At 61.9% G+C, this 19,672-nt stretch carries 22 protein-coding genes and 1 tRNA gene; 18 read left to right on the forward strand and 5 right to left on the reverse strand.

All coding sequences use genetic code 11. From position 1 onward, the window contains the following. Positions 1–141: 141 nt before the first annotated feature. Positions 142–612 carry a Dps family protein gene (locus tag BVH03_RS01945; protein ID WP_075959628.1) on the reverse strand — a complete coding sequence of 157 codons (471 nt, stop codon included), beginning with the start codon at positions 610–612 and terminating at the stop codon, positions 142–144. Positions 613–952: 340 nt separating this feature from the next. On the opposite strand from BVH03_RS01945, the gene aspS reads away from it, so the two are divergent. From aspS to BVH03_RS02020, 15 genes are all read left to right on the forward strand, one after another. Further along, the gene (aspS, locus tag BVH03_RS01950) at positions 953–2,728 is read left to right on the forward strand and encodes an aspartate--tRNA ligase (protein ID WP_075959629.1); all 1,776 of its coding nucleotides are present in this window, start codon (positions 953–955) and stop codon (positions 2,726–2,728) included. A gap of 75 nt (positions 2,729–2,803) precedes the next feature. After that, positions 2,804–3,550, forward strand: coding sequence for a YebC/PmpR family DNA-binding transcriptional regulator (locus tag BVH03_RS01955; protein ID WP_075959630.1), 747 nt, complete (start codon positions 2,804–2,806; stop codon positions 3,548–3,550). A 184-nt stretch (positions 3,551–3,734) separates the two neighbouring features. After that, entirely contained in the window at positions 3,735–4,259 is a 525-nt protein-coding gene (gene ruvC, locus BVH03_RS01960) for a crossover junction endodeoxyribonuclease RuvC (protein WP_075932110.1), read from the forward strand. 83 nt (positions 4,260–4,342) lie between these two features. Continuing rightward, positions 4,343–4,948 carry a Holliday junction branch migration protein RuvA gene (ruvA, locus tag BVH03_RS01965; protein WP_013790635.1) on the forward strand — a complete coding sequence of 202 codons (606 nt, stop codon included), beginning with the start codon at positions 4,343–4,345 and terminating at the stop codon, positions 4,946–4,948. Continuing rightward, positions 4,949–6,004 (forward strand): Holliday junction branch migration DNA helicase RuvB, encoded by a 1,056-nt coding sequence (gene ruvB / locus BVH03_RS01970; protein WP_075959631.1) that lies wholly within the window; start codon positions 4,949–4,951, stop codon positions 6,002–6,004. Positions 6,005–6,054: 50 nt separating this feature from the next. Next, a complete protein-coding gene (gene ybgC / locus BVH03_RS01975; RefSeq protein ID WP_075959632.1) occupies positions 6,055–6,510 on the forward strand; it encodes a tol-pal system-associated acyl-CoA thioesterase in 456 nt (151 codons plus the stop codon). A gap of 32 nt (positions 6,511–6,542) precedes the next feature. After that, the gene (gene tolQ, locus BVH03_RS01980; protein ID WP_075959652.1) at positions 6,543–7,214 is read left to right on the forward strand and encodes a protein TolQ; all 672 of its coding nucleotides are present in this window, start codon (positions 6,543–6,545) and stop codon (positions 7,212–7,214) included. Positions 7,215–7,247: 33 nt separating this feature from the next. Further along, positions 7,248–7,706 carry a protein TolR gene (gene tolR / locus BVH03_RS01985; protein WP_070881690.1) on the forward strand — a complete coding sequence of 153 codons (459 nt, stop codon included), beginning with the start codon at positions 7,248–7,250 and terminating at the stop codon, positions 7,704–7,706. Beyond that, the gene (tolA, locus tag BVH03_RS01990; RefSeq protein ID WP_143485884.1) at positions 7,703–8,719 is read left to right on the forward strand and encodes a cell envelope integrity protein TolA; all 1,017 of its coding nucleotides are present in this window, start codon (positions 7,703–7,705) and stop codon (positions 8,717–8,719) included. The genes tolR and tolA overlap by 4 nt, the downstream gene beginning before the upstream one ends. After that, on the forward strand, positions 8,716–10,014 hold the full coding sequence (tolB, locus tag BVH03_RS01995; RefSeq protein ID WP_075932106.1) for a Tol-Pal system beta propeller repeat protein TolB: 1,299 nt from the start codon (positions 8,716–8,718) through the stop codon (positions 10,012–10,014). The genes tolA and tolB overlap by 4 nt, the downstream gene beginning before the upstream one ends. 57 nt (positions 10,015–10,071) lie before the next feature. Continuing rightward, entirely contained in the window at positions 10,072–10,569 is a 498-nt protein-coding gene (pal, locus tag BVH03_RS02000) for a peptidoglycan-associated lipoprotein Pal (protein ID WP_070885435.1), read from the forward strand. Positions 10,570–10,575: 6 nt separating this feature from the next. Then, positions 10,576–11,397, forward strand: a complete 822-nt coding sequence (gene ybgF / locus BVH03_RS02005; protein ID WP_075959634.1) for a tol-pal system protein YbgF — start codon at positions 10,576–10,578, stop codon at positions 11,395–11,397. A gap of 176 nt (positions 11,398–11,573) precedes the next feature. Further along, complete coding sequence (gene queE / locus BVH03_RS02010) at positions 11,574–12,221, forward strand: 7-carboxy-7-deazaguanine synthase QueE (RefSeq protein WP_075959653.1); 648 nt, start codon at positions 11,574–11,576, stop codon at positions 12,219–12,221. A 2-nt stretch (positions 12,222–12,223) separates the two neighbouring features. Then, positions 12,224–12,898: a 7-cyano-7-deazaguanine synthase QueC gene (queC, locus tag BVH03_RS02015; RefSeq protein WP_075959635.1), complete on the forward strand. Its 675-nt coding sequence runs from the start codon at positions 12,224–12,226 to the stop codon at positions 12,896–12,898. An 80-nt stretch (positions 12,899–12,978) separates the two neighbouring features. Beyond that, positions 12,979–13,054, forward strand: a tRNA-Lys gene (locus BVH03_RS02020). A 119-nt stretch (positions 13,055–13,173) separates the two neighbouring features. On the opposite strand, the gene BVH03_RS02025 is transcribed toward BVH03_RS02020, so the two are convergent. Further along, positions 13,174–14,193, reverse strand: coding sequence for a branched-chain amino acid aminotransferase (locus BVH03_RS02025; protein ID WP_075959636.1), 1,020 nt, complete (start codon positions 14,191–14,193; stop codon positions 13,174–13,176). Positions 14,194–14,575: 382 nt separating this feature from the next. Here BVH03_RS02025 and nadA point away from each other — a divergent pair, with 382 nt between their 5' ends. Next, the gene (gene nadA / locus BVH03_RS02035) at positions 14,576–15,634 is read left to right on the forward strand and encodes a quinolinate synthase NadA (protein WP_075959638.1); all 1,059 of its coding nucleotides are present in this window, start codon (positions 14,576–14,578) and stop codon (positions 15,632–15,634) included. A gap of 52 nt (positions 15,635–15,686) precedes the next feature. Here nadA and BVH03_RS02040 read toward each other — a convergent pair whose 3' ends face one another. Further along, a complete protein-coding gene (locus tag BVH03_RS02040) occupies positions 15,687–17,123 on the reverse strand; it encodes a M48 family metalloprotease (RefSeq protein ID WP_075959639.1) in 1,437 nt (478 codons plus the stop codon). Between the two features lie 109 nt (positions 17,124–17,232). Between BVH03_RS02040 and BVH03_RS02045 the strand changes: the two genes are divergently transcribed. Then, on the forward strand, positions 17,233–17,484 hold the full coding sequence (locus BVH03_RS02045) for a sulfurtransferase TusA family protein (protein WP_075959640.1): 252 nt from the start codon (positions 17,233–17,235) through the stop codon (positions 17,482–17,484). A gap of 57 nt (positions 17,485–17,541) precedes the next feature. Here BVH03_RS02045 and BVH03_RS02050 read toward each other — a convergent pair whose 3' ends face one another. Continuing rightward, on the reverse strand, positions 17,542–18,012 hold the full coding sequence (locus BVH03_RS02050; RefSeq protein WP_075959641.1) for a peroxiredoxin: 471 nt from the start codon (positions 18,010–18,012) through the stop codon (positions 17,542–17,544). Between the two features lie 13 nt (positions 18,013–18,025). Further along, entirely contained in the window at positions 18,026–18,583 is a 558-nt protein-coding gene (locus tag BVH03_RS02055) for a glycine cleavage system protein R (RefSeq protein WP_075932098.1), read from the reverse strand. A gap of 199 nt (positions 18,584–18,782) precedes the next feature. On the opposite strand from BVH03_RS02055, the gene dapA reads away from it, so the two are divergent. Next, positions 18,783–19,661 (forward strand): 4-hydroxy-tetrahydrodipicolinate synthase, encoded by an 879-nt coding sequence (gene dapA, locus BVH03_RS02060; RefSeq protein WP_075959642.1) that lies wholly within the window; start codon positions 18,783–18,785, stop codon positions 19,659–19,661. Positions 19,662–19,672 lie beyond the last annotated feature (11 nt).

Here is a 19,672-nt window from a genome sequence, read left to right on the forward strand (position 1 = left end):
TGCTCACCTGAAAGGTTGGTCGCGACCTTTCGAATCGTACAAAAGCAAACGCCCCGAACAATGTCGGGGCGTCTGATGGGATCACTACCTGCATCAGCGACTTTTCACACGCTCTGCGTGGCAGCCCTTTTGACGGGGGGGTCAGGCAGCCAGCAGGCTGCGCAGCATCCACGCGGTTTTTTCATGAACCTGCATGCGCTGGGTCAGCAAGTCGGCGGTCGGCTCGTCGCTGACCTTGTCGAGCAACGGGAAGATACCCCGCGCAGTGCGCGTCACCGCTTCCTGGCCCTGCACCAACAGCTTGATCATCTCGTCGGCGCTCGGTACGCCTTCTTCTTCCTTGATGGAGGAGAGGCGCGCGTAGGCTGCGTAGGTGCCCGGTGCAGGGAAGCCCAGAGCGCGAATACGCTCGGCGATGGCGTCGACGGCCGATGCCAGCTCGGTGTATTGGGTTTCGAACATCAGGTGCAGGGTGTTGAACATCGGACCGGTCACGTTCCAATGGAAGTTGTGGGTCTTGAGGTACAGGGTGTAAGTATCCGCGAGCAGGCGCGACAGGCCTTCGGCAATGGCTTCGCGGTCTTGTTCGGCGATACCGATGTTGATTTCCATGGTTGCTCTCCTAAGTAGGCAATGGCTAGGGTCTGTTGCCGTTTTACGCGAAAACGCGGCTCGCGTTGAAACGGCAACAGGCCCTAAGAGTCGATTGCAAAAAGCTTATCATGACCGTTCGTCACATGCTTCGGGTTCGTCTCAATGAAGGCCATGCTCTGAATCAATCGCAGCGCACCGGGTTCACCTCTTTTACAAGGGGATGGCGCATATCACGTGCTGCGCCCTGTCAATAAAGACTATATAATTCCGCCCTTTTCACGCGTGCGGCTCAGGCGCTTTGCCCAAATGGCAGGCGACGTCGACGAATTCAGAACCGATCAGAGAAGCGAACCCGATCATGATGCGCAGCCACTATTGCGGCCAGTTGAACGAAAGCCTGGACGGCCAGGAAATCACCCTTTGCGGTTGGGTCCATCGCCGTCGTGACCACGGTGGCGTGATCTTCCTCGACATCCGTGATCGCGAAGGCCTGGCTCAGGTGGTGTTCGATCCGGATCGTGCCGACACCTTCGCCAAGGCCGACCGCGTGCGCAGCGAGTATGTGGTCAAGATCACCGGCAAGGTGCGCCTGCGTCCTGAAGGCGCGCGCAACGCCAACATGACGTCCGGCGCCATCGAAGTGCTGGGTTACGAGCTGGAGGTGCTGAACGAAGCGGAAACCCCGCCGTTCCCGCTCAACGAATACACCGATGTGGGCGAGGAGACGCGCCTGCGTTACCGCTTCATCGACCTGCGTCGTCCGGAAATGGCCGAGAAGCTCAAGCTGCGCTCGCGCATCACTTCGAGTATCCGTCGTTATCTGGACGACAATGGCTTCCTGGACGTGGAAACGCCGATCCTCACTCGCGCCACGCCGGAAGGCGCCCGCGATTATCTGGTGCCGAGTCGCACCCACGCGGGTAGCTTCTTCGCCCTGCCGCAGTCGCCGCAGCTGTTCAAGCAGTTGCTGATGGTCGCCGGCTTCGACCGCTATTACCAGATCGCCAAGTGCTTCCGCGACGAAGACCTGCGTGCCGACCGCCAGCCGGAATTCACTCAGATCGACATCGAGACCAGCTTCCTGGGCGAAGCCGAGATCATGCACCTCACCGAGACCATGATCCGCAATCTGTTCAAGGAAGTGCTGGGCGTCGAGTTCGGCGAGCTGCCGCACATGACCCTGGCCGACGCCATGCGTCGCTTCGGTTCCGACAAGCCGGATCTGCGCATCCCGATGGAACTGGTCGACGTTGCCGACCAACTCAAGGATGTCGACTTCAAGGTCTTCTCCGGCCCGGCCAACGACCCGAAAGGTCGCGTTGCCGCGCTGCGCGTTCCAGGCGGGGCGAGCATGCCGCGCAAGCAGATCGACGACTACACCAAGTTCGTCGGCAACTACGGCGCCAAGGGCCTGGCCTACATCAAGGTCAACGAGCGCGCCAGGGGCGTCGAGGGCCTGCAGTCGCCGATCGTCAAGAACATTGCCGAGCCGAACCTCAACACCATCCTCGACCGTGTTGGTGCGGTCGATGGCGACATCGTGTTCTTCGGTGCCGACCGCGCCAAGGTGGTCAACGACGCTCTGGGCGCGCTGCGCATCAAGCTTGGTCACGACCTGAACCTGCTGACCGCTGAATGGGCACCGCTGTGGGTCGTCGACTTCCCGATGTTCGAAGAGAACGACGACGGCAGCCTGACCGCCATGCATCATCCGTTCACTTCGCCGAAGTGCACCCCGGCAGAGCTGGAGGCCAACCCGGCCGCCGCGCTGTCCCGTGCTTACGACCTGGTGCTCAACGGGACCGAGCTGGGTGGCGGTTCGATCCGTATCCATGACAAGGCCATGCAGCAAACCGTGTTTCGCGTGCTGGGCATCAGCGAAGACGAGCAGCAGGAGAAGTTCGGCTTCCTGCTCGACGCCCTCAAATATGGTGCGCCGCCCCATGGTGGCCTGGCTTTCGGCCTCGACCGTCTGGTCATGCTGATGACCGGCGCTTCGTCGATTCGTGAAGTGATCGCCTTCCCGAAAACCCAGAGTGCGGCCTGCGTCATGACCCAGGCGCCGGGTGTGGTGGATGCCAAGTCGCTGCGTGAGCTGCACATCCGCCTGCGCGAACAGGCGAAGGCAGAGTAAGCGTCTAGCGGTATTGCGAGCCCAGGGAAACCTGGGCTTGTTCATTGTGAAACCTGAAATTATGTGGAGTGGAACATGGCCGGTCATTCCAAGTGGGCCAACATCAAGCACCGCAAGGGGCGTCAGGACGCCAAGCGCGGCAAGATCTTCACCAAACTCATCCGCGAGCTGACGGTCGCCGCCAAGCACGGCGGGCCGATCCCGGCGGACAATCCGCGCCTGCGTCTGGCCGTCGACAAGGCGCTGACCAACAACATGTCGCGTGACGTGATCGACCGTGCCATCGCCCGAGGCGCTGGCAACAACGAAGCCGACAATGTCGTCGAGTTCAGCTACGAGGGGTACGCGCCGAGTGGTGTGGCGATCATCGTCGAAGTGATGACCGACAACCGCAACCGTACCGCTGCCGAAGTGCGTCATGCGTTCACCAAGTGCGGCGGCAATCTGGGCACCGACGGTTCGGTCGCCTACATGTTCGAGCGCAAAGGGCAGATCAGCTTTGCCTCGGTGGACGAAGACGCCTTGATGGAAGCGGTGCTCGAGGCGGGTGCCGACGATGTGGAAATGGGCGAGGAGGGCGCAGCCCTGGTGTCGACCAGCTTCACCGAGTTCCATGCCGTCAACGAAGCCCTGGCAGCGGCTGGTTTCAAGGCCGAGGAAGCGGAGATCGCCATGATCCCGTCGATCAGTGCGCCGATCACCGATCTGGAAACGGCGCAGAAAGTCTTCAAGCTGATCGAAATGCTCGAGGACCTGGATGACGTGCAGAACGTCTACCACAACGCCGAGGTTTCCGACGAAATCATGGATCAGTTGGGCTGATCCGTCGCTGCATCCGGGCCGGAAGTTTGCCGTCGTGCGCTTCCGGCTTTTTCATGGGCGCGTTTCGGTGACTGGTAGTTACGCTGGCGCGCATCCTTTGAGTGACGGCCGCTGCCTGAGGCCCCTATACTCGCGCCTGGATAAATAGACAGTGTGGCTGCCAGGCCATAGGTGGATGACGGGCATGACGCTGATTCTGGGAATCGACCCCGGTTCCCGCATTACCGGCTACGGGGTGATACGCGATACCGGACGTACCTGCGAGTACGTGGCTTCGGGGTGCATTCGTACCGGCGCCGGGCCGTTGGCCGAGCGCTTGCAGATCGTGTTTCGTGGCGTGAGCGAGGTAATCCGCACCTTCGGGCCGGTGACCATGGGCATCGAGCAGGTATTCATGGCGCGCAATGCCGACTCTGCGCTCAAGCTCGGTCAAGCGCGTGGCGCAGCCATCGTCGCGGCGGTGGAGGCGGGCCTCGAGGTCAGCGAGTACACCGCTACCCAGGTCAAGCAGGCAGTGGTCGGCACCGGCGGCGCCGACAAGGAACAGGTGCAGATGATGGTCATGCACCTGCTCAAACTAGTGAAAAAACCGCAGATCGATGCCTCCGATGCTCTGGGGATCGCCTTGTGCCATGCCCACCACCGGCAGAGCTTGATTCCCCATGGCCTGGCCAGCGCCAAGCGGCGCGGCGGTCGGCTTCGTTTATAAGCAGTCGCTCAGGTCGTCAGCGGCTTGTTGACGCTATGCGTGACCTGGGGCGGTATTGAATCTTCTATGTGAGGAATGCGTCGGTGATCGGACGTTTACGCGGCACCCTGGCGGAAAAACAGCCGCCGCATTTGATTCTGGATGTGAATGGTCTGGGCTATGAACTGGAAGTCCCCATGACCACGTTGTACCGTTTGCCCCCCGTAGGTGAGCCGCTGACCCTGCATACCCATCTGGTGGTGCGTGAGGATGCTCACCTGCTGTACGGTTTTTTCGAGAAGCGCGAGCGCGAGCTGTTCCGCGAGTTGATCCGCCTCAATGGCGTCGGCCCCAAATTGGCCCTGGCGCTGATGTCCGGATTGGAGATCGACGAGCTGGTGCGTTGCGTGCAGGCCCAGGATACCGCGGCGTTGGTGAAGATCCCCGGCGTCGGCAAGAAGACCGCCGAGCGCCTGCTGGTTGAACTCAAGGATCGCTTCAAAGCCTGGGAGGCGGTGCCTGGCATGGCGCCACTGGTGGTTGAACCTCGTGCTGGAGGCGCAGTCTCAAGCGCGGAGAATGATGCGGTGAGTGCGCTTATCTCGCTGGGCTACAAGCCTCAGGAAGCCAGTCGCGCCGTTTCGGCAGTCAAAGAAGATGGATTGAGTAGTGAAGACATGATCCGCCGCGCGCTGAAAGGAATGCTCTAGATGCTCGACGCCGACAGGTTGGTGACGGCGGGCAGTCGCGACCGCGACGAGCAGGTCGACCGCGCCATTCGTCCGCTCAAGTTGGCCGAGTACATCGGCCAACCTGTGGTGCGCGAGCAGATGGAACTGTTCATCCAGGCAGCGCGCGGGCGCAAGGAATCCCTCGATCACACCCTGATCTTCGGCCCGCCCGGTCTTGGCAAGACCACCCTGGCCAACATCATCGCCCAGGAAATGCAGGTTTCCATCAAGAGCACCTCGGGCCCGGTGCTCGAGCGCCCGGGCGACCTCGCAGCACTGCTGACCAATCTCGAGCCGGGCGATGTGCTGTTCATCGATGAAATCCATCGTCTCTCACCCATCGTCGAAGAAGTTCTGTACCCGGCGATGGAGGACTTCCAGCTCGACATCATGATCGGCGAAGGCCCGGCGGCCCGCTCGATCAAGCTGGATCTGCCGCCGTTCACCCTGGTTGGCGCCACCACGCGCGCCGGTATGTTGACCAATCCACTGCGCGACCGTTTCGGTATCGTCCAGCGCCTGGAGTTCTATAACACCGAGGATCTGGCCACCATCGTCAGCCGTGCTGCTGGCATCCTTGGCCTGCCCATCGAAGCGCGCGGCGCCGTGGAGATCGCCCGCCGTGCGCGCGGCACGCCGCGGATCGCCAACCGCCTGCTGCGCCGCGTTCGCGATTTCGCCGAGGTGCGCGGTCAGGGTGCGATCACCCAGCAGATCGCCGACCTGGCGCTGAACTTGCTGGATGTCGACGAGCGCGGCTTCGATCACCAGGATCGCCGCCTGCTGCTGACCATGATCGAGAAGTTCGACGGCGGCCCGGTGGGCGTCGACAGCCTGGCCGCGGCGATCAGCGAAGAACGGCACACCATCGAGGACGTGCTCGAGCCGTATCTGATCCAGCAGGGTTACATCATGCGTACCCCGAGAGGGCGCGTGGTGACCCGTCACGCCTATCTGCACTTCGGCCTCAATACACCGAAACGCATGGACGAGCGGCCAACGCTCGACCTGTTCAATGATGGAGACGCGCCATGAAAAAAATACTTGCGCGCCCGATTGGCAAGACACGGGGCTGGCACTAGAGTATGCGCGCGCAAGATGCCGGTCAGCCGTTCGCCCATCGCTGTCGTGTCTATTACGAGGACACCGATGCGGGCGGCGTCGTCTATTACGTCAACTACCTCAAATTCATGGAGCGGGCCCGTACCGATCGATTGCGTGAGCTGGGATTTTTCCAGTCGACGCTGGCCGGTGAGGGGCTGCTGTTCGTCGTGCACTCCAGCGAAGCGCGTTACCACGCGCCGGCGCGACTGGACGACGAGTTGGTGGTCAGCGCCGACGTGTATGAATTGAACCGTGCCAGCCTGCGCTTTCGTCAGCAGGTCAGGCGGGCTGCGGATAACGTGCTGCTCTGCGAAGGGCAGTTTCTGGTGGCCTGTGTGCGCGCCGATAATTTCAAACCCCGGGCCATGCCCCCGTCTCTGCGAACGGCGTTCGCTGAGCAGGGTGACGGTGCCGGTACATCTACTGCAGGAGAGTAAGCGTGGAAGCCAACGCAAATGCCGTTGACCACATGTCGATGTGGAGTCTGATCAGCAACGCCAGCCTGGTGGTGCAGTTGGTGATGCTGACCCTGGTGGCCGCATCGGTCATCTCGTGGGTGATGATTTTCCAGCGCAGTAATTTCCTGCGCTCGGCCAAGCGCTCGCTCGACAATTTCGAGGAGCGCTTCTGGTCGGGCATCGACCTGTCCAAGCTCTATCGTCAGGCGGGCAGCAACCCGGATCCGGACTCGGGCCTCGAGCAGATCTTCCGCGCCGGCTTCAAGGAGTTCTCCCGCCTGCGCCAGCAACCAGGCATGGACCCGGATGCGGTGATGGATGGCGTTGCCCGTTCCATGCGTGTCGCCATTTCCCGTGAAGAAGAGAAGCTGGAAATCAGCTTGCCTTTCCTTGCCACCGTCGGCTCCACCAGCCCGTATATCGGTCTGTTCGGGACCGTGTGGGGGATCATGAACTCCTTCCGTGGCCTTGCTCAAGTGCAGCAGGCAACCCTGGCCACCGTCGCGCCCGGCATCGCCGAAGCGCTGATCGCCACGGCCATCGGCCTGTTCGCCGCCATTCCGGCGGTCATTGCCTACAACCGTTTCTCCGCTCGCGGTGAAATGCTGATCGGTCGTTATTACACCTTCGCCGACGAATTCCAGGCGATCCTGCACCGCAAAGTACACAGCAGCGAAGAATAAGCTTCCGGCGCACTCAACACAGGTTTCACTACCATGGCCAGAGCCAGAATTCGCAACAGACGCAAGCCCGTCGCCGAGATGAACGTGGTGCCTTACATCGACGTGATGTTGGTGCTGCTGGTCATCTTCATGGTGACGGCGCCGATGCTCAACCAGGGCGTCAAGGTCGACCTGCCGCAGGTCAGCAGCGAAGTGCTGCCCCAGGACAACGACTCCCAGGTGCTGACCATCTCCATCAAGTCCGACAAGTCGTACTACTGGAACATGGGCACCGAGGTGGACACCGATACCGTGCAGGATCGTGCGCTGACGCTCGACGAGATGACCCGCGCGGTAACCGCCATCATCAACCAGACCCGCAGTCAGGGTAAGCAGGTGCAAGTGTTCGTGCGCGGCGACAAGGCCGTCGACTACGGCACCGTGATGTCCGCCATGGGCGGCCTGCAGCAGGCGGGCGTGGGTAACGTCGGCCTGATCACCGAGGCGCCCTGATGCAGCAGCGTGAACGCTCACCTTCGGAAAGCCTGTTCTGGCCGGTGGTCTGGGCCGTAGGGCTGCATGTGCTGATGTTCGGCATGCTGTTTGTCAGTTTTGCCTTCGCGCCCGAGCTGCCGCCTGCAAAACCGATCGTGCAGGCTACCCTGTACCAATTGAAGTCGCAGAGCCAGGCTACCACCCAGACCAACCAGAAGATTGCCGGCGAGGCGAAAAAGACCGCTGCGCCGCAATTCGAAACCGAGCAACTCGAACAGAAAAAGGCCGAGGCTGAAAAACAAGCCCAGGCCAAGGCCGAAGCGCAGAAACAGGCGCAGGCCAAAGCGGCGGAACAAAAGAAAGCCGAGGAGGCTCAAAAAGCCGACGCGGCCAAGAAGGCCGAGGCCGATGCAGCGGCCAAAGCTGCTGAGCAAAAGAAACTTGCCGATGTAGCCAAGGCGAAAGCTGCACTGGAGGCCGACAAGAAGAAGGCCGCCGAGGCCGAGGCGAAGAATAAGGCCGCTGAAGATGCCAAGAAAAAGGCAGCTGAAGAGGCGAAGAAAAAAGCTGCAGCCGACGCCGCTAAAAAGAAAGCGGCCGAGGATGCCAAGAAGAAAGCGGCACAGGCTGCCGAACGCAAGGCTGTCGAGGACAAGAAGGCGGCGGCGCTAGCTGAGCTGCTGTCCGAGGATACCGAGCGCCAGCAGGCGTTGGCTGAAACCCAGGGTGACCAGGTGGCCGGGAGCCTCGATGATTTGATCGTCAAGCTGGTGAGTGAGCAGTGGCGTCGTCCGCCGTCCGCTCGCAATGGCATGAGCGTCGAAGTGCTGATCGAGATGCTGCCTGATGGCACCATCACCAATGCCAGCGTCAGTCGCTCCAGTGGCGATGCGCCCTTTGACAGTTCAGCGGTACAGGCGGTGCGCAACGTGGGGCGTATCGTGGAAATGCAGCAACTTGATCGTGCCACGTTCGATCGGCTTTACCGGCAGCGTCGTGCCGTCTTCAAACCGGAGGATTTAGGTCTGTGAATACCCTGATGCGAATCGTTGTACTGGGTCTGGCCATGCTGGTCGGTACCGTGCAGGCGGCTGACCCTTTGGTCATCAGTACCGGTACTGATCGAGCCACGCCCATTGCCGTGGTGCCATTCGGCTGGCAGGGCGGCAACGTCCTGCCTGAGGACATCTCTACCATCGTCGGCAACGACCTGCGTAACTCCGGGGTCTTCGAACCGATTCCGCGGCAGAACATGATCAGCCTGCCGACCCAGGGCAGTGAAGTCATCTACCGCGACTGGAAAGCGCTCGGTGCCCAGTACGTGCTGGTCGGCAACATCGTTCCCAACGGTGCGCGCCTGCAGGTGCAGTTCGCACTGTTCAACGTGGCGACCGAGCAGCAAGTGCTGACCGGCACCGTCGGCGGTGGCACCGATCAACTGCGCGACATGGCTCACCACATCGCCGATCAGTCGTTCGAGAAGCTTACCGGCGTCAAAGGTGCTTTCTCCACGCGCATGCTGTACGTCACTGCCGAGCGCTTCGGGGTAAACAACACCCGCTACACGCTGCAGCGGTCCGACTATGACGGCGCCCGTGCCGTAACCCTGCTGCAGTCACGCGAACCGATCCTGTCGCCTTCGTTCGCCTCCGACGGCAAGCGCATCGCCTACGTGTCGTTCGAGCAGAAGCGCCCGCGCATCTTCGTTCAGCACATCGACACCGGCCGCCGTGAGCAGGTCACCAACTTCGAAGGCCTCAATGGCGCACCGGCCTGGTCGCCGGATGGCACCAAGCTGGCGTTCACCCTGTCGCGTGACGGCAACCCGGAAATCTACGTAATGGACATGGGGTCGCGGAACCTGCGCCGCGTGACCAATCATTCGGCAATCGATACCGAACCGTTTTGGGGTAAGGATGGCCAGACTATCTACTTCACCTCCGACCGTTCCGGCAAGCCGCAAATCTATAAGACCAACATCAACTCTGGTGCGGTCGAACGAGTGACCTTCGTCGGCAACTACAATGCCAACCCTAAATTGTCTGCCGACGAAAAAACCCTGGTAATGATTCATCGCCAGGATGGTTACACCGTGTTCAAGGTAGCGGCTCAGGACCTCGAGCGTGGCAATCTGCGCATTCTATCCGACACAAGTTTGGATGAGTCGCCTACTGTTGCGCCCAATGGCACCATGCTAATCTACGCTACCCGCCAGCAGGGGCGGGGAGTCCTGATGTTAGCGTCCACCAATGGTCGCGTTAGGCTCCCTCTACCTACCGCTCAAGGCGAAGTTCGAGAGCCATCCTGGTCCCCCTTCCTGAACTGATGCGCGGTGCTTTACCTGTTTGATGCTTAACACACTGGGGTTCATTAGGAGTTACACATGGAAATGCTGAAATTTGGCAAGTTTGCTGCACTGAGCCTGGCTCTCGCAGTGGCTGTTGGCTGTTCCTCCAAAGGCGGTGACACCGCTGGCGAAGGCGCTGTAGACCCGAACGCTGGTTACGGTGCAAACACCGGCGCCGTTGACGGCAGCCTGAGTGAAGAAGCCGCTCTGCGCGCTATCACCACTTTCTACTTCGAATACGACAGCTCTGACCTGAAGCCGGAAGCCATGCGCGCTCTGGACGTTCACGCCAAGGACCTGAAAGGCAACGGCGCTCGCGTCGTTCTGGAAGGCCACGCTGACGAGCGCGGTACCCGCGAATACAACATGGCTCTGGGCGAGCGTCGTGCCAAGGCCGTACAGCGCTACCTGGTTCTGCAGGGCGTTTCCCCTGCTCAGCTGGAAGTTGTTTCCTACGGTGAAGAGCGTCCTGTTGCCACCGGCAACGACGAGCAATCCTGGGCTCAGAACCGTCGCGTCGAACTGCGTAAGTAATTCGATATGCGAACGTGCCGACGTGTAGTAACCGTTTTGGCTCTGAGCCTGCCGCTTGCGGCCTGGGCTCAGGTTCCCGTTCAGGATGGCGGTACCGGCAACGGTAGTGGTTATCCGGCAAGCGGTGGCGGCACGTCCGGCGCCTACGCTGGAGGTGGGGTGCAAACTCCATCTACAGCGCAGGGCATGCTGTTCAGTCAGCTCCAGCAGATGCAGCAGGAAATTGCGCAGCTGCGTGGCATGCTGGAAGTGCAGCAGAACGACATTCAGCGTTTGAAGCAAGAAGGCCTGGAGCGCTATCAGGACCTCGACAAACGACTGAGCAGTGGGGCCGCCGCTGGCGCAGCCGCCACCCAGAATTCTCCTGCCGCGGGTGCCAATACCGGCGCCGGTGGTGCTTCGGCAGGCGCTGGTGACGCAGGGGCGCAAGCCTCCGGCGAGCCGGCTGACCCTGCCAAGGAAAAGCTGTTTTACGATGCAGCCTTCGACCTGATCAAGGCCAAGGATTTCGACAAGGCTAGCCAGGCTTTTGCCGCGTTCTTGCGTCGTTATCCCAATAGCCAGTATGCCGGCAATGCGCAATATTGGCTGGGCGAAGTGAACCTTGCCAAGGGTGACTTGCAAGGCGCTGGCCAGGCGTTTGCCAAGGTCAGCCAGACCTATCCGCAGCACTCCAAGGTGCCGGATTCGCTGTACAAGCTGGCCGATGTGGAAATCCGCATGGGTAACAACGACAAGGCCAAGGGTATCCTGCAGCAGGTCATCGCACAGTACCCAGGCACCTCCGCCGCACAGCTGGCGCAGCGCGACCTGCAGCGAATTCGCTGATCCGGCACCTGCCCACGAGACCCGCGCCTGTCGTGGGTTTTTTGTTTCTGTCGACACTAACGTGGCGCAATGCCGCGTCCGGGCAATGGCTTGCACCCTGCCATTTCGTTTAGAATTGCCGCCCTTTTTCGCAACGGAGGCGGATGGCCTGTTTCGCCGTCACGCCCGGTGCCCCTATGAAAGATACCCTGCGCATCACCGAGATTTTCTTCTCGCTGCAGGGGGAAGCGCGTACCGCCGGCTTGCCGACGGTATTCGTGCGCCTGACCGGCTGCCCCCTGCGTTGTCAATACTGCGACACCGCCTACGCGTTCAGCGGCGGCGAGCTGCTTACCCTGGACACCATCCTGGCGCAGGTGGCGAGCCACCGGCCCCGCTATGTCTGCGTGACGGGCGGTGAGCCGTTGGCGCAGCCCAATTGCATCCCCCTGCTCGAGAAGCTGTGCGACGCTGGCTACGACGTTTCCCTGGAAACCAGTGGTGCGTTGGACGTTTCGGCCGTCGACCCGCGGGTCAGCAAGGTCGTGGACCTGAAAACCCCGGGCTCGGCCGAGATGGGCCGCAACCGCTATGAGAACATCGTGCACCTACAGCCCCGTGACCAGGTCAAGTTCGTGATCTGCTCGCGAGAGGACTATGACTGGTCGGTGAGCAAGGTCATTCAATACGATCTTTCCGAGCGAGTCGGCGAAGTGCTGTTCTCGCCCAGTCACGGACAGGTCAGTGGCCGTCAGCTGGCCGAGTGGGTGATTGCCGATAACCTGCCAGTGCGCATGCAATTACAGCTGCACAAGATTCTTTGGAACGACGAGCCGGGGCACTGATTATGAGCGAAAAGAAAGCGGTCATCCTGCTGTCCGGCGGCCTAGATTCGGCGACTGTCGTGGCGATGGCCAGGGAACAGGGTTACAGCTGCTACAGCATGAGCTTCGACTATGGGCAGCGTCATCGCTCGGAACTGCAGGCCGCCGAGCGGGTGGCGCGCCAGCTCGGTGTGGTCGAGCACAAGGTCATCGGCATCAACCTCGATGGTATCGGTGGCTCGGCGCTCACCGATGCCAGCATTGACGTGCCGCAAAGCCCCACCACGGGCATTCCGGTCACCTACGTGCCAGCTCGCAATACCGTGTTCCTGTCCCTGGCGCTGGGCTGGGCCGAGGTGCTCGGGGCGCAAGACATCTTCATCGGCGTCAACGCGGTGGACTATTCGGGTTACCCCGATTGCCGGCCGGAGTTCGTCAACGCGTTCGAGCATATGGCCAACCTGGCCACCAAGATGGGCGTGGAAGGGCAGCGCATTCGCATTCAGGCGCCGCTGCAGATGCTCAGCAAGGCCGAGATCGTGCAGGCGGGTTCGCGTTTGGGCGTGGATTACGGCCTTACGGTTTCCTGCTACCTGGCCGACGCCGATGGCCGTGCATGCGGCAAGTGCGACAGTTGCAGGCTGCGTGCGGCGGGTTTTGCGGCGGCTGGCATGGCGGATTCGACGCGCTACCAGTGAAAAGAATGCGACCGCAGTAAAAAAGTTTTCGGCGGATGTTGAATTCCTGAATTAAATCAGTATCATAGCGCTCGCACCACGGGTCGTTAGCTCAGTTGGTAGAGCAGTTGGCTTTTAACCAATTGGTCGTAGGTTCGAATCCTACACGACCCACCATCTCAAGCCTTCCAAGCGAAGGCGCACTATAAAGCCCGAATCTCGAGAGAGGTTCGGGCTTTTTGGTTTCTGCCTGGTGGAGCCGGGCTGGCAGCTCGGGGAGCTGCCAGCTATACGGTTTACACCTTGACGATCCAGCCTTGTGGCGCTTCGACGTCACCGGACTGCACACCAGTGAGTTCGGCGTACAGGCGGCCGACCACCGGGCCCACTTCCTTCTCGCTGTAGAACACGTGCAGCTTGCCGTCGTATTCGATGCCGCCGATCGGCGTGATCACCGCTGCAGTGCCGCAGGCGCCGGCTTCCTTGAAGTCGCCCAGCTTGTCGATGAATACGTCGCCCTCGATGACCTTCAGGCCAAGGCGGCTCTGCGCCAGCTCGATCAGCGACAGGCGAGTGATGCCTGGTAGCACCGATGGCGACTTCGGGGTGACGAATTCGTCGTTGTGGGTGATGGCGAAGAAGTTGGCCGAACCGACTTCCTCGATCTTGGTGTGCGTCTGCGGATCGAGATAGATGCAGTCGGCGAAGTTGTTCTTCTTGGCCTGGGAGCCGGGCATCAGGCTGGCCGCGTAGTTACCGCCGACCTTGGCCGCGCCGGTACCCTGGGGGGCGGCACGGTCGTAGCCGGAGATCACGAAGTTGTTGGGCTTCATGCCGCCCTTGAAGTAGGGGCCGACCGGGATGCAGAACACCGAAAAGATGAATTCGGGCGCGGTGCGCACGCCGATGTTGTCGCCAACGCCGATCACGAACGGGCGCAGGTACAGTGCGCCGCCCGAGCCGTATGGCGGGATGAAGCGCTCGTTGGCCTTGACCACCTGCTTGCAGGCTTCGATGAATTGCTCGGTCGGCGGTGCCGGCATCAGCAGGCGTGCGCAACTGCGCTGCATGCGCAGAGCATTCTGGTCAGGGCGGAACAAGTTGATCGAGCCGTCCTTGCAACGGTAGGCCTTGAGGCCCTCGAAGCATTGCTGACCGTAATGCAGGGCGGTCGAGCCCTCGCTGATGTGCAGGACGTTGTCTTCGGTCAGCGTGCCCTGATCCCAATCACCGTCGCGCCAGTGCGACAGGTAGCGCTGGTCGGTCTTGATGTAGTCGAAACCCAGCTTGTCCCATTCGATGTTTTCGTAAGCCATGACATCCTCAATCGCTGAACGGTCACTGCGGGGCACGCGTATGTCCGTTGGTTTTCCAGGGTGATCGTACGGGCGCGTGCTCGTACGGTCAGGTAAAAGGGTGGGCTGCATGCTTCGTCAGGCCTCATGGAGGCTCGCCTGACGGATAGCGATGTCCGTAATGGTGATGATGCGGCGGATTACTGTGGCGATCAACCGATGTTGCGCCGGCAGATGGGGCGAGATTGAAAAAACTTTGCCAATGCCCTTACCATGCGCGCCCGCGCAAGGCCTGCGCCGCCCGCTGTCGGGCGCTCTGGCCTTGTGCGGGGCCGACCGGCGCAGCGCGTCCGGCGGTATACTCCACGTCCCGAGCAGATAGACCTCGATAGGGCCTGACGACATGACGCAGATCGCCGAACGACTTCTTGTCCAGGCTCACCTCGATGCCAAGCAGCCAGAGACGCTGACGGCGGAGCAGGAAGCGTTCTACCGTGATGAAATTGGCAAGGAACTGAAGCGCCAGAATGCCGTTCTGGTTGCCCACTATTATTGCGACCCGGTGCTCCAGGCATTGGCCGAGGAAACCGGCGGCTGCGTGTCCGACTCCCTGGAAATGGCGCGCTTCGGCAACCAGCACTCGGCGCAGACCGTGCTGGTCGCCGGCGTCAAGTTCATGGGCGAGACGGCAAAGATTCTCAACCCGGAAAAACGCGTGCTGATGCCGACGCTGGAGGCGACCTGTTCCCTGGATCTGGGCTGCCCGGTCGACGAGTTCGCCGCGTTCTGCGACCAGCATCCGCAGCGCACCGTGGTGGTCTACGCCAATACCTCGGCGGCAGTGAAGGCGCGCGCCGACTGGGTGGTGACCTCCAGTTGCGCGGTAGAGATCGTCGAGCACCTGATGGATAACGGCGAAAGCATCATCTGGGCGCCGGATCAGCACCTGGGTCGCTACATTCAAAACAAGACCGGCGCCGACATGCTGCTTTGGGACGGTGCCTGCATCGTTCACGAGGAGTTCAAGGCCCGTCAGCTGGAAGAGATGAAGGCGCTGTACCCGGAGGCTGCCGTGCTGGTACACCCCGAGTCGCCGACGGCGGTGATCGAACTGGCCGATGCGGTCGGCTCCACCAGTCAGCTGATCGCCGCTGCCCAGCGCATGCCCAACAGGACCTTCATCGTCGCCACCGACCGCGGCATCTTCTACAAGATGCAGCAGCTGTGCCCGGACAAGGAGTTCGTGGCGGCGCCGACCGCTGGTAACGGCGCCGCCTGCCGTAGCTGCGCCAACTGCCCCTGGATGGCGATGAACACCCTGCAGCGCACGCTGCAATGCCTGCGCGAGGGTAGCAATGAAGTGTTCGTGGACCCTGCGTTGATTCCGCGGGCCATCAGGCCGCTCAAGCGCATGCTGGACTTCACCCAGGCCGCGCGCCTGAAACTGACCGGCAACGCCTGATCCTCAGACTCGAGGTGCTATCGATCGATAGCGCCTCGGCCGGGCTGCATCGTTAGCCGCGCAGCATTTGCTCGGTCATGCGTTTCTCTTCGATCAACTCCTTCTGGCGCGCATCGACGCGCGAGGCCATCTGGAAATTGTTGGCCGCCCGGCGCTTGGCGAAGTCGAGCTGTTCGATGGCCTGGTTGAAGTCGCCGACCAGCGCGAAGTACTCGGCGCGGGCCTGATGCAGGCCAACAGTATTGCCGCTCAGCCCGCGCACTTCCGCCACCTGATACCAGACATCCGGATCCTTCATACGCCGCTTGAGCAGGTCGTTGAGCGCCTGTTCGGCGTCGGCGATCTTGCGTTGCTTGAGCATCAGGTCGATGCGTGCCTGGTTCAGCGGATAGTTGTTGGGGTACAGGTCAAGCAGACGTGTGACTCGCTGCTCGGTAGCCGGTAGGTGATTGGCCGCCGAATCCAGGCTGATCTGCGCCAGGTTGTAGGTGATGTCGTTGGGCGCCTTTTGCAGCAGTGGCGCGAGCACGTCGCGTGCTTCGTCGAACTGGCCGCCCTTGGTCAGGGCGATGGCCAGGCCGTAGCGGGCTGCGTCCATGCCCGGGTTCTCGTCGAGCTGGGCGCGGAAGCGCTTGGCGGCGATACCGGGCGTTTCCTCGTAGGTCAGTTGTACGCGGGCGCGCATCAGCTGGTAGCGCAGGCTGTCCTTGGTGCCGCCGCCAGGGAACTGTTCGGCGCGGTTGCGGGTGTCGGCGATCCGCGATTCGGACACCGGGTGCGTCAGCAGGAATTCCGGTGGCATGCGGTCGTAGCGGTACTGACGCATCAGCCGCTCGAACATGCTCGGCATCGAGCGGGGGTCGTAGCCGGCCTTCTCCAGGTTCACCAGGCCGATTCGGTCGGCTTCCTGCTCGTTCTGCCGTGAGAAGCGTCGTTGTTCCTGGATCGCGGCGGCCTGGGTCGAGGCGATGGCGGCGATACCGGCATCGCCGGCCCCGGCGGCGGCCGCCACGATACCGGCGAGCATCGCCGCCATCACCGGCAGTTGCATGCGCTGCTGAGCTTCCAGGCCACGGGCGAAGTGGCGCTGCGACAAGTGCGCCAGTTCGTGGGCCAGTACCGAGGCGTACTCGCCTTCGGTCTGCGCATGGAGGAACAAGCCGCCGTTGACGCCGATGATCCCGCCGGGTGCGGCGAAGGCGTTGATCTGCGGGCTGTTGAGCAGCACGAATTCGAGGCGGCGGTCCTGTACCTGGCTGGTTTCGGCCAACCGGTAAACGCTGCTTTCGACGAAGTCCTTGAGCTGCGGGTCCGACAACTGGCTGACCTGGCCACGCACGATGCTCAGCCAGGCGCGGCCCAGCTGGTATTCCTGTTGCGGTGACACCAGCGCGGAGCTGGCGTCGCCGAGGGAGGGCAGGTCGCTGGCCATGGCCGGTTGCGCCAGCAGGCAGGCGAGCGTCAGCAGGGTGGGGCGCAGAACATTCATGCACAAGGCTCTTGTTTGATCAGTGCCGTACTGTAGCCGGGCAGGCACTTGCCTGACCAGCGCCGGCGGGCCTTGGGTTATGCTGTGGGCCTATAAACGGGAGGGTGTTATGGGTGATGTGTCGGGTTGGCAGGGCGAACATCAGGCCGAGCTGGACGCCTGTGGGCTGAGTTGCCCGTTGCCGCTGCTCAAGGCCAAGGTGGTGCTCAATGGCCTGGCCAGCGGCGAGGTGCTCAAGGTGTCGGCCACGGATGCGGGGTCGCAGCGCGACTTTCGCGCGTTCGCGCGCCTGGCCGGCCATACGTTGCTGCGTGAGGAAGCCGAGGGTGAGGTGTTCCGATACTGGCTGCGCAAGGCGTAGCTTCAGTGCCAGTGCGTCGAATGAAAATGCCGCTCGAAAGCGGCATTTTCATATGTATCAGGCTTTGTTCAGGGCCTGGGCGGCGGCCAGTACTTCATCGACATGGCCGGGTACCTTGACTCCCCGCCATTGCTGACGCAGTACGCCATTCTTGTCGATCAGAAAGGTGCTGCGGTCGATGCCCAGGTATTCCTTGCCGTAGAGCTTTTTCAGTTTGATCACGTCGAAAAGGCCGCAGACGCTTTCGTCCTTGTCCGAGATCAGCTCGAAGGGAAAGCCCTGCTTGGCCTTGAAGTTCTCGTGGGTCTTCAGGCTGTCGCGCGATACACCGACGATCACCGTATTGGCGGCGGCGAAGGCCACGTGGGCATCGCGAAAACCCTGGCCCTGGGTGGTGCAGCCCGGCGTATTGTCCTTGGGGTAGAAATAGATCACCAGTTGCTGGCCCTTGCAGGCCGCCAGGGTGAAGTCGCCACCGGTGGCCGGGGCGCTGAAGTCGGGAACGGGGGCGTCGATGGCGATGGCCATGGGGGCAGGCTCCTTATGGATTCTGGGGGCGCCAGGGTTCGATCAGGGCATCCAGGTTCAGCGCGTCGGCGAAGTCCAGGAACTGGTCGCGCAACCAGCTGATCTGGGTGCCGGCTGGCAGGGTGACGGTCAGCGTGGCGTTGAGCATGGTGCCGCCGGTCTGTGGCGCCTGGTAGGTGTCGCAGGTCAGCGCTTCGAGCTCGACGCGGTGGTCGATGAAGAATTGGCACAGTTCATTGAGGATGTCCGGGCGGTACACCGAGCTGACGTAGGCCACGTAGGGCAACGCCTGGGGGCGAACCTCCTGGGCGGCGCTGCGGATCACGTTGGCAGTGAACTCGTGCTTCTTGGCCAGGGCGGGCAGGCCGGCTTCCAGTCGCGCCAGGGCGTCCCAGTTGCCAGAGAGCTGCAACACCAGCGCGCTGAGCTCGCCGTGGCGGCTCAGGCGCGTGCTGATGACCGCGCAGCGGTTTTCATGGCTGGCCCGGCACAGCACATTGGTCAGCTCCATGGCGTTGCTGCCAAGCGCACTGATGACGAGAAATTGTTCGCGAACTGGGGGGGTGGACATGCAGCCTTCCTAAACGTTGAACGCCCGGCGCTATAGACAGCGCCAAACAAACTCGCAGGGTAGCGAAAAGCGCTCGCCAGGGGAATGACCTGATGAGGGCGAGCGCGCGTAATGCTAGTAATCACAGCCACCTGGTCGCTTGTGCAAGGCTGGTGGCGCCAGTACCATTACGGCTCTCTTTTTCGGCAGGAGCGGTTGCATGATTGCGGGCAGTATGGTGGCACTGGTCACGCCCATGGATGCACAGGGTAATCTCGACTGGGAGGCCCTGAGCAAACTGGTGGACTTCCACCTGCAAGAGGGCACCCATGCCATCGTCGCGGTCGGCACTACCGGCGAGTCGGCGACGCTCGATGTCAACGAGCACATCGAAGTCATCCGCCGCGTGGTGGATCAGGTCGCCGGGCGCATCCCGGTCATCGCTGGCACCGGCGCCAACTCCACCCGCGAAGCGGTGGAACTGACCCAGAATGCCAAGACCGCCGGCGCCGATGCCTGCCTGCTGGTCACCCCGTACTACAATCGGCCGACCCAGGAAGGCCTGTACCTGCACTTCCGCCATATCGCCGAAGCCGTGGCCATCCCGCAGATTCTCTACAACGTGCCGGGCCGTACCGCCTGCGACATGCTGCCGGAAACCGTCGAGCGGCTGTCCAAGGTCGACAACATCATCGGCATCAAGGAAGCCACCGGCGACCTGCAGCGTGCCCGTGACATCCTCGACCGCGTGGGCTCGAACTTCAGCCTGTACTCCGGCGACGACCCGACCGCGGTCGAGCTGATCCTGCTCGGTGGCAAGGGCAACATCTCGGTGACCGCCAACGTCGCGCCGCGTGCCATGAGCGACATGTGCACGGCTGCCATGCGCGGTGAAGCGGCGATCGCCCGGGCCATCAACGACCGTCTGATGCCCCTGCACAAGAACCTGTTCATCGAAGCCAATCCGATTCCGGTGAAGTGGGCCCTGAATGAAATGGGCATGATGGCCGACGGCATTCGCTTGCCGCTGACCTGGTTGAGCCCCCGTTGTCACGAACCGCTGCGTCAGGCCCTGCGCCAGTCCGGTGTATTGGTCTAATCGAGGAACTA

It is taken from the genome of Pseudomonas sp. PA15(2017), from assembly GCF_001945395.1.
GTDB lineage: Bacteria > Pseudomonadota > Gammaproteobacteria > Pseudomonadales > Pseudomonadaceae > Aquipseudomonas.

Bases quoted from the DNA above. Each gene is read 5' to 3' on its own strand.
- BVH03_RS01945 (WP_075959628.1), bottom strand. From the start codon at position 612: ATGGAAATCAACATCGGTATCGCCGAACAAGACCGCGAAGCCATTGCC.
- aspS (WP_075959629.1), top strand. From the start codon at position 953: ATGATGCGCAGCCACTATTGCGGCCAGTTGAACGAAAGCCTGGACGGC.
- BVH03_RS01955 (WP_075959630.1), top strand. From the start codon at position 2,804: ATGGCCGGTCATTCCAAGTGGGCCAACATCAAGCACCGCAAGGGGCGT.
- ruvC (WP_075932110.1), top strand. From the start codon at position 3,735: ATGACGCTGATTCTGGGAATCGACCCCGGTTCCCGCATTACCGGCTAC.
- ruvB (WP_075959631.1), top strand. From the start codon at position 4,949: ATGCTCGACGCCGACAGGTTGGTGACGGCGGGCAGTCGCGACCGCGAC.
- ybgC (WP_075959632.1), top strand. From the start codon at position 6,055: ATGCGCGCGCAAGATGCCGGTCAGCCGTTCGCCCATCGCTGTCGTGTC.
- tolQ (WP_075959652.1), top strand. From the start codon at position 6,543: ATGTCGATGTGGAGTCTGATCAGCAACGCCAGCCTGGTGGTGCAGTTG.
- tolR (WP_070881690.1), top strand. From the start codon at position 7,248: ATGGCCAGAGCCAGAATTCGCAACAGACGCAAGCCCGTCGCCGAGATG.
- pal (WP_070885435.1), top strand. From the start codon at position 10,072: ATGGAAATGCTGAAATTTGGCAAGTTTGCTGCACTGAGCCTGGCTCTC.
- ybgF (WP_075959634.1), top strand. From the start codon at position 10,576: ATGCGAACGTGCCGACGTGTAGTAACCGTTTTGGCTCTGAGCCTGCCG.
- queE (WP_075959653.1), top strand. From the start codon at position 11,574: ATGAAAGATACCCTGCGCATCACCGAGATTTTCTTCTCGCTGCAGGGG.
- queC (WP_075959635.1), top strand. From the start codon at position 12,224: ATGAGCGAAAAGAAAGCGGTCATCCTGCTGTCCGGCGGCCTAGATTCG.
- BVH03_RS02025 (WP_075959636.1), bottom strand. From the start codon at position 14,193: ATGGCTTACGAAAACATCGAATGGGACAAGCTGGGTTTCGACTACATC.
- nadA (WP_075959638.1), top strand. From the start codon at position 14,576: ATGACGCAGATCGCCGAACGACTTCTTGTCCAGGCTCACCTCGATGCC.
- BVH03_RS02040 (WP_075959639.1), bottom strand. From the start codon at position 17,123: ATGAATGTTCTGCGCCCCACCCTGCTGACGCTCGCCTGCCTGCTGGCG.
- BVH03_RS02045 (WP_075959640.1), top strand. From the start codon at position 17,233: ATGGGTGATGTGTCGGGTTGGCAGGGCGAACATCAGGCCGAGCTGGAC.
- BVH03_RS02050 (WP_075959641.1), bottom strand. From the start codon at position 18,012: ATGGCCATCGCCATCGACGCCCCCGTTCCCGACTTCAGCGCCCCGGCC.
- BVH03_RS02055 (WP_075932098.1), bottom strand. From the start codon at position 18,583: ATGTCCACCCCCCCAGTTCGCGAACAATTTCTCGTCATCAGTGCGCTT.
- dapA (WP_075959642.1), top strand. From the start codon at position 18,783: ATGATTGCGGGCAGTATGGTGGCACTGGTCACGCCCATGGATGCACAG.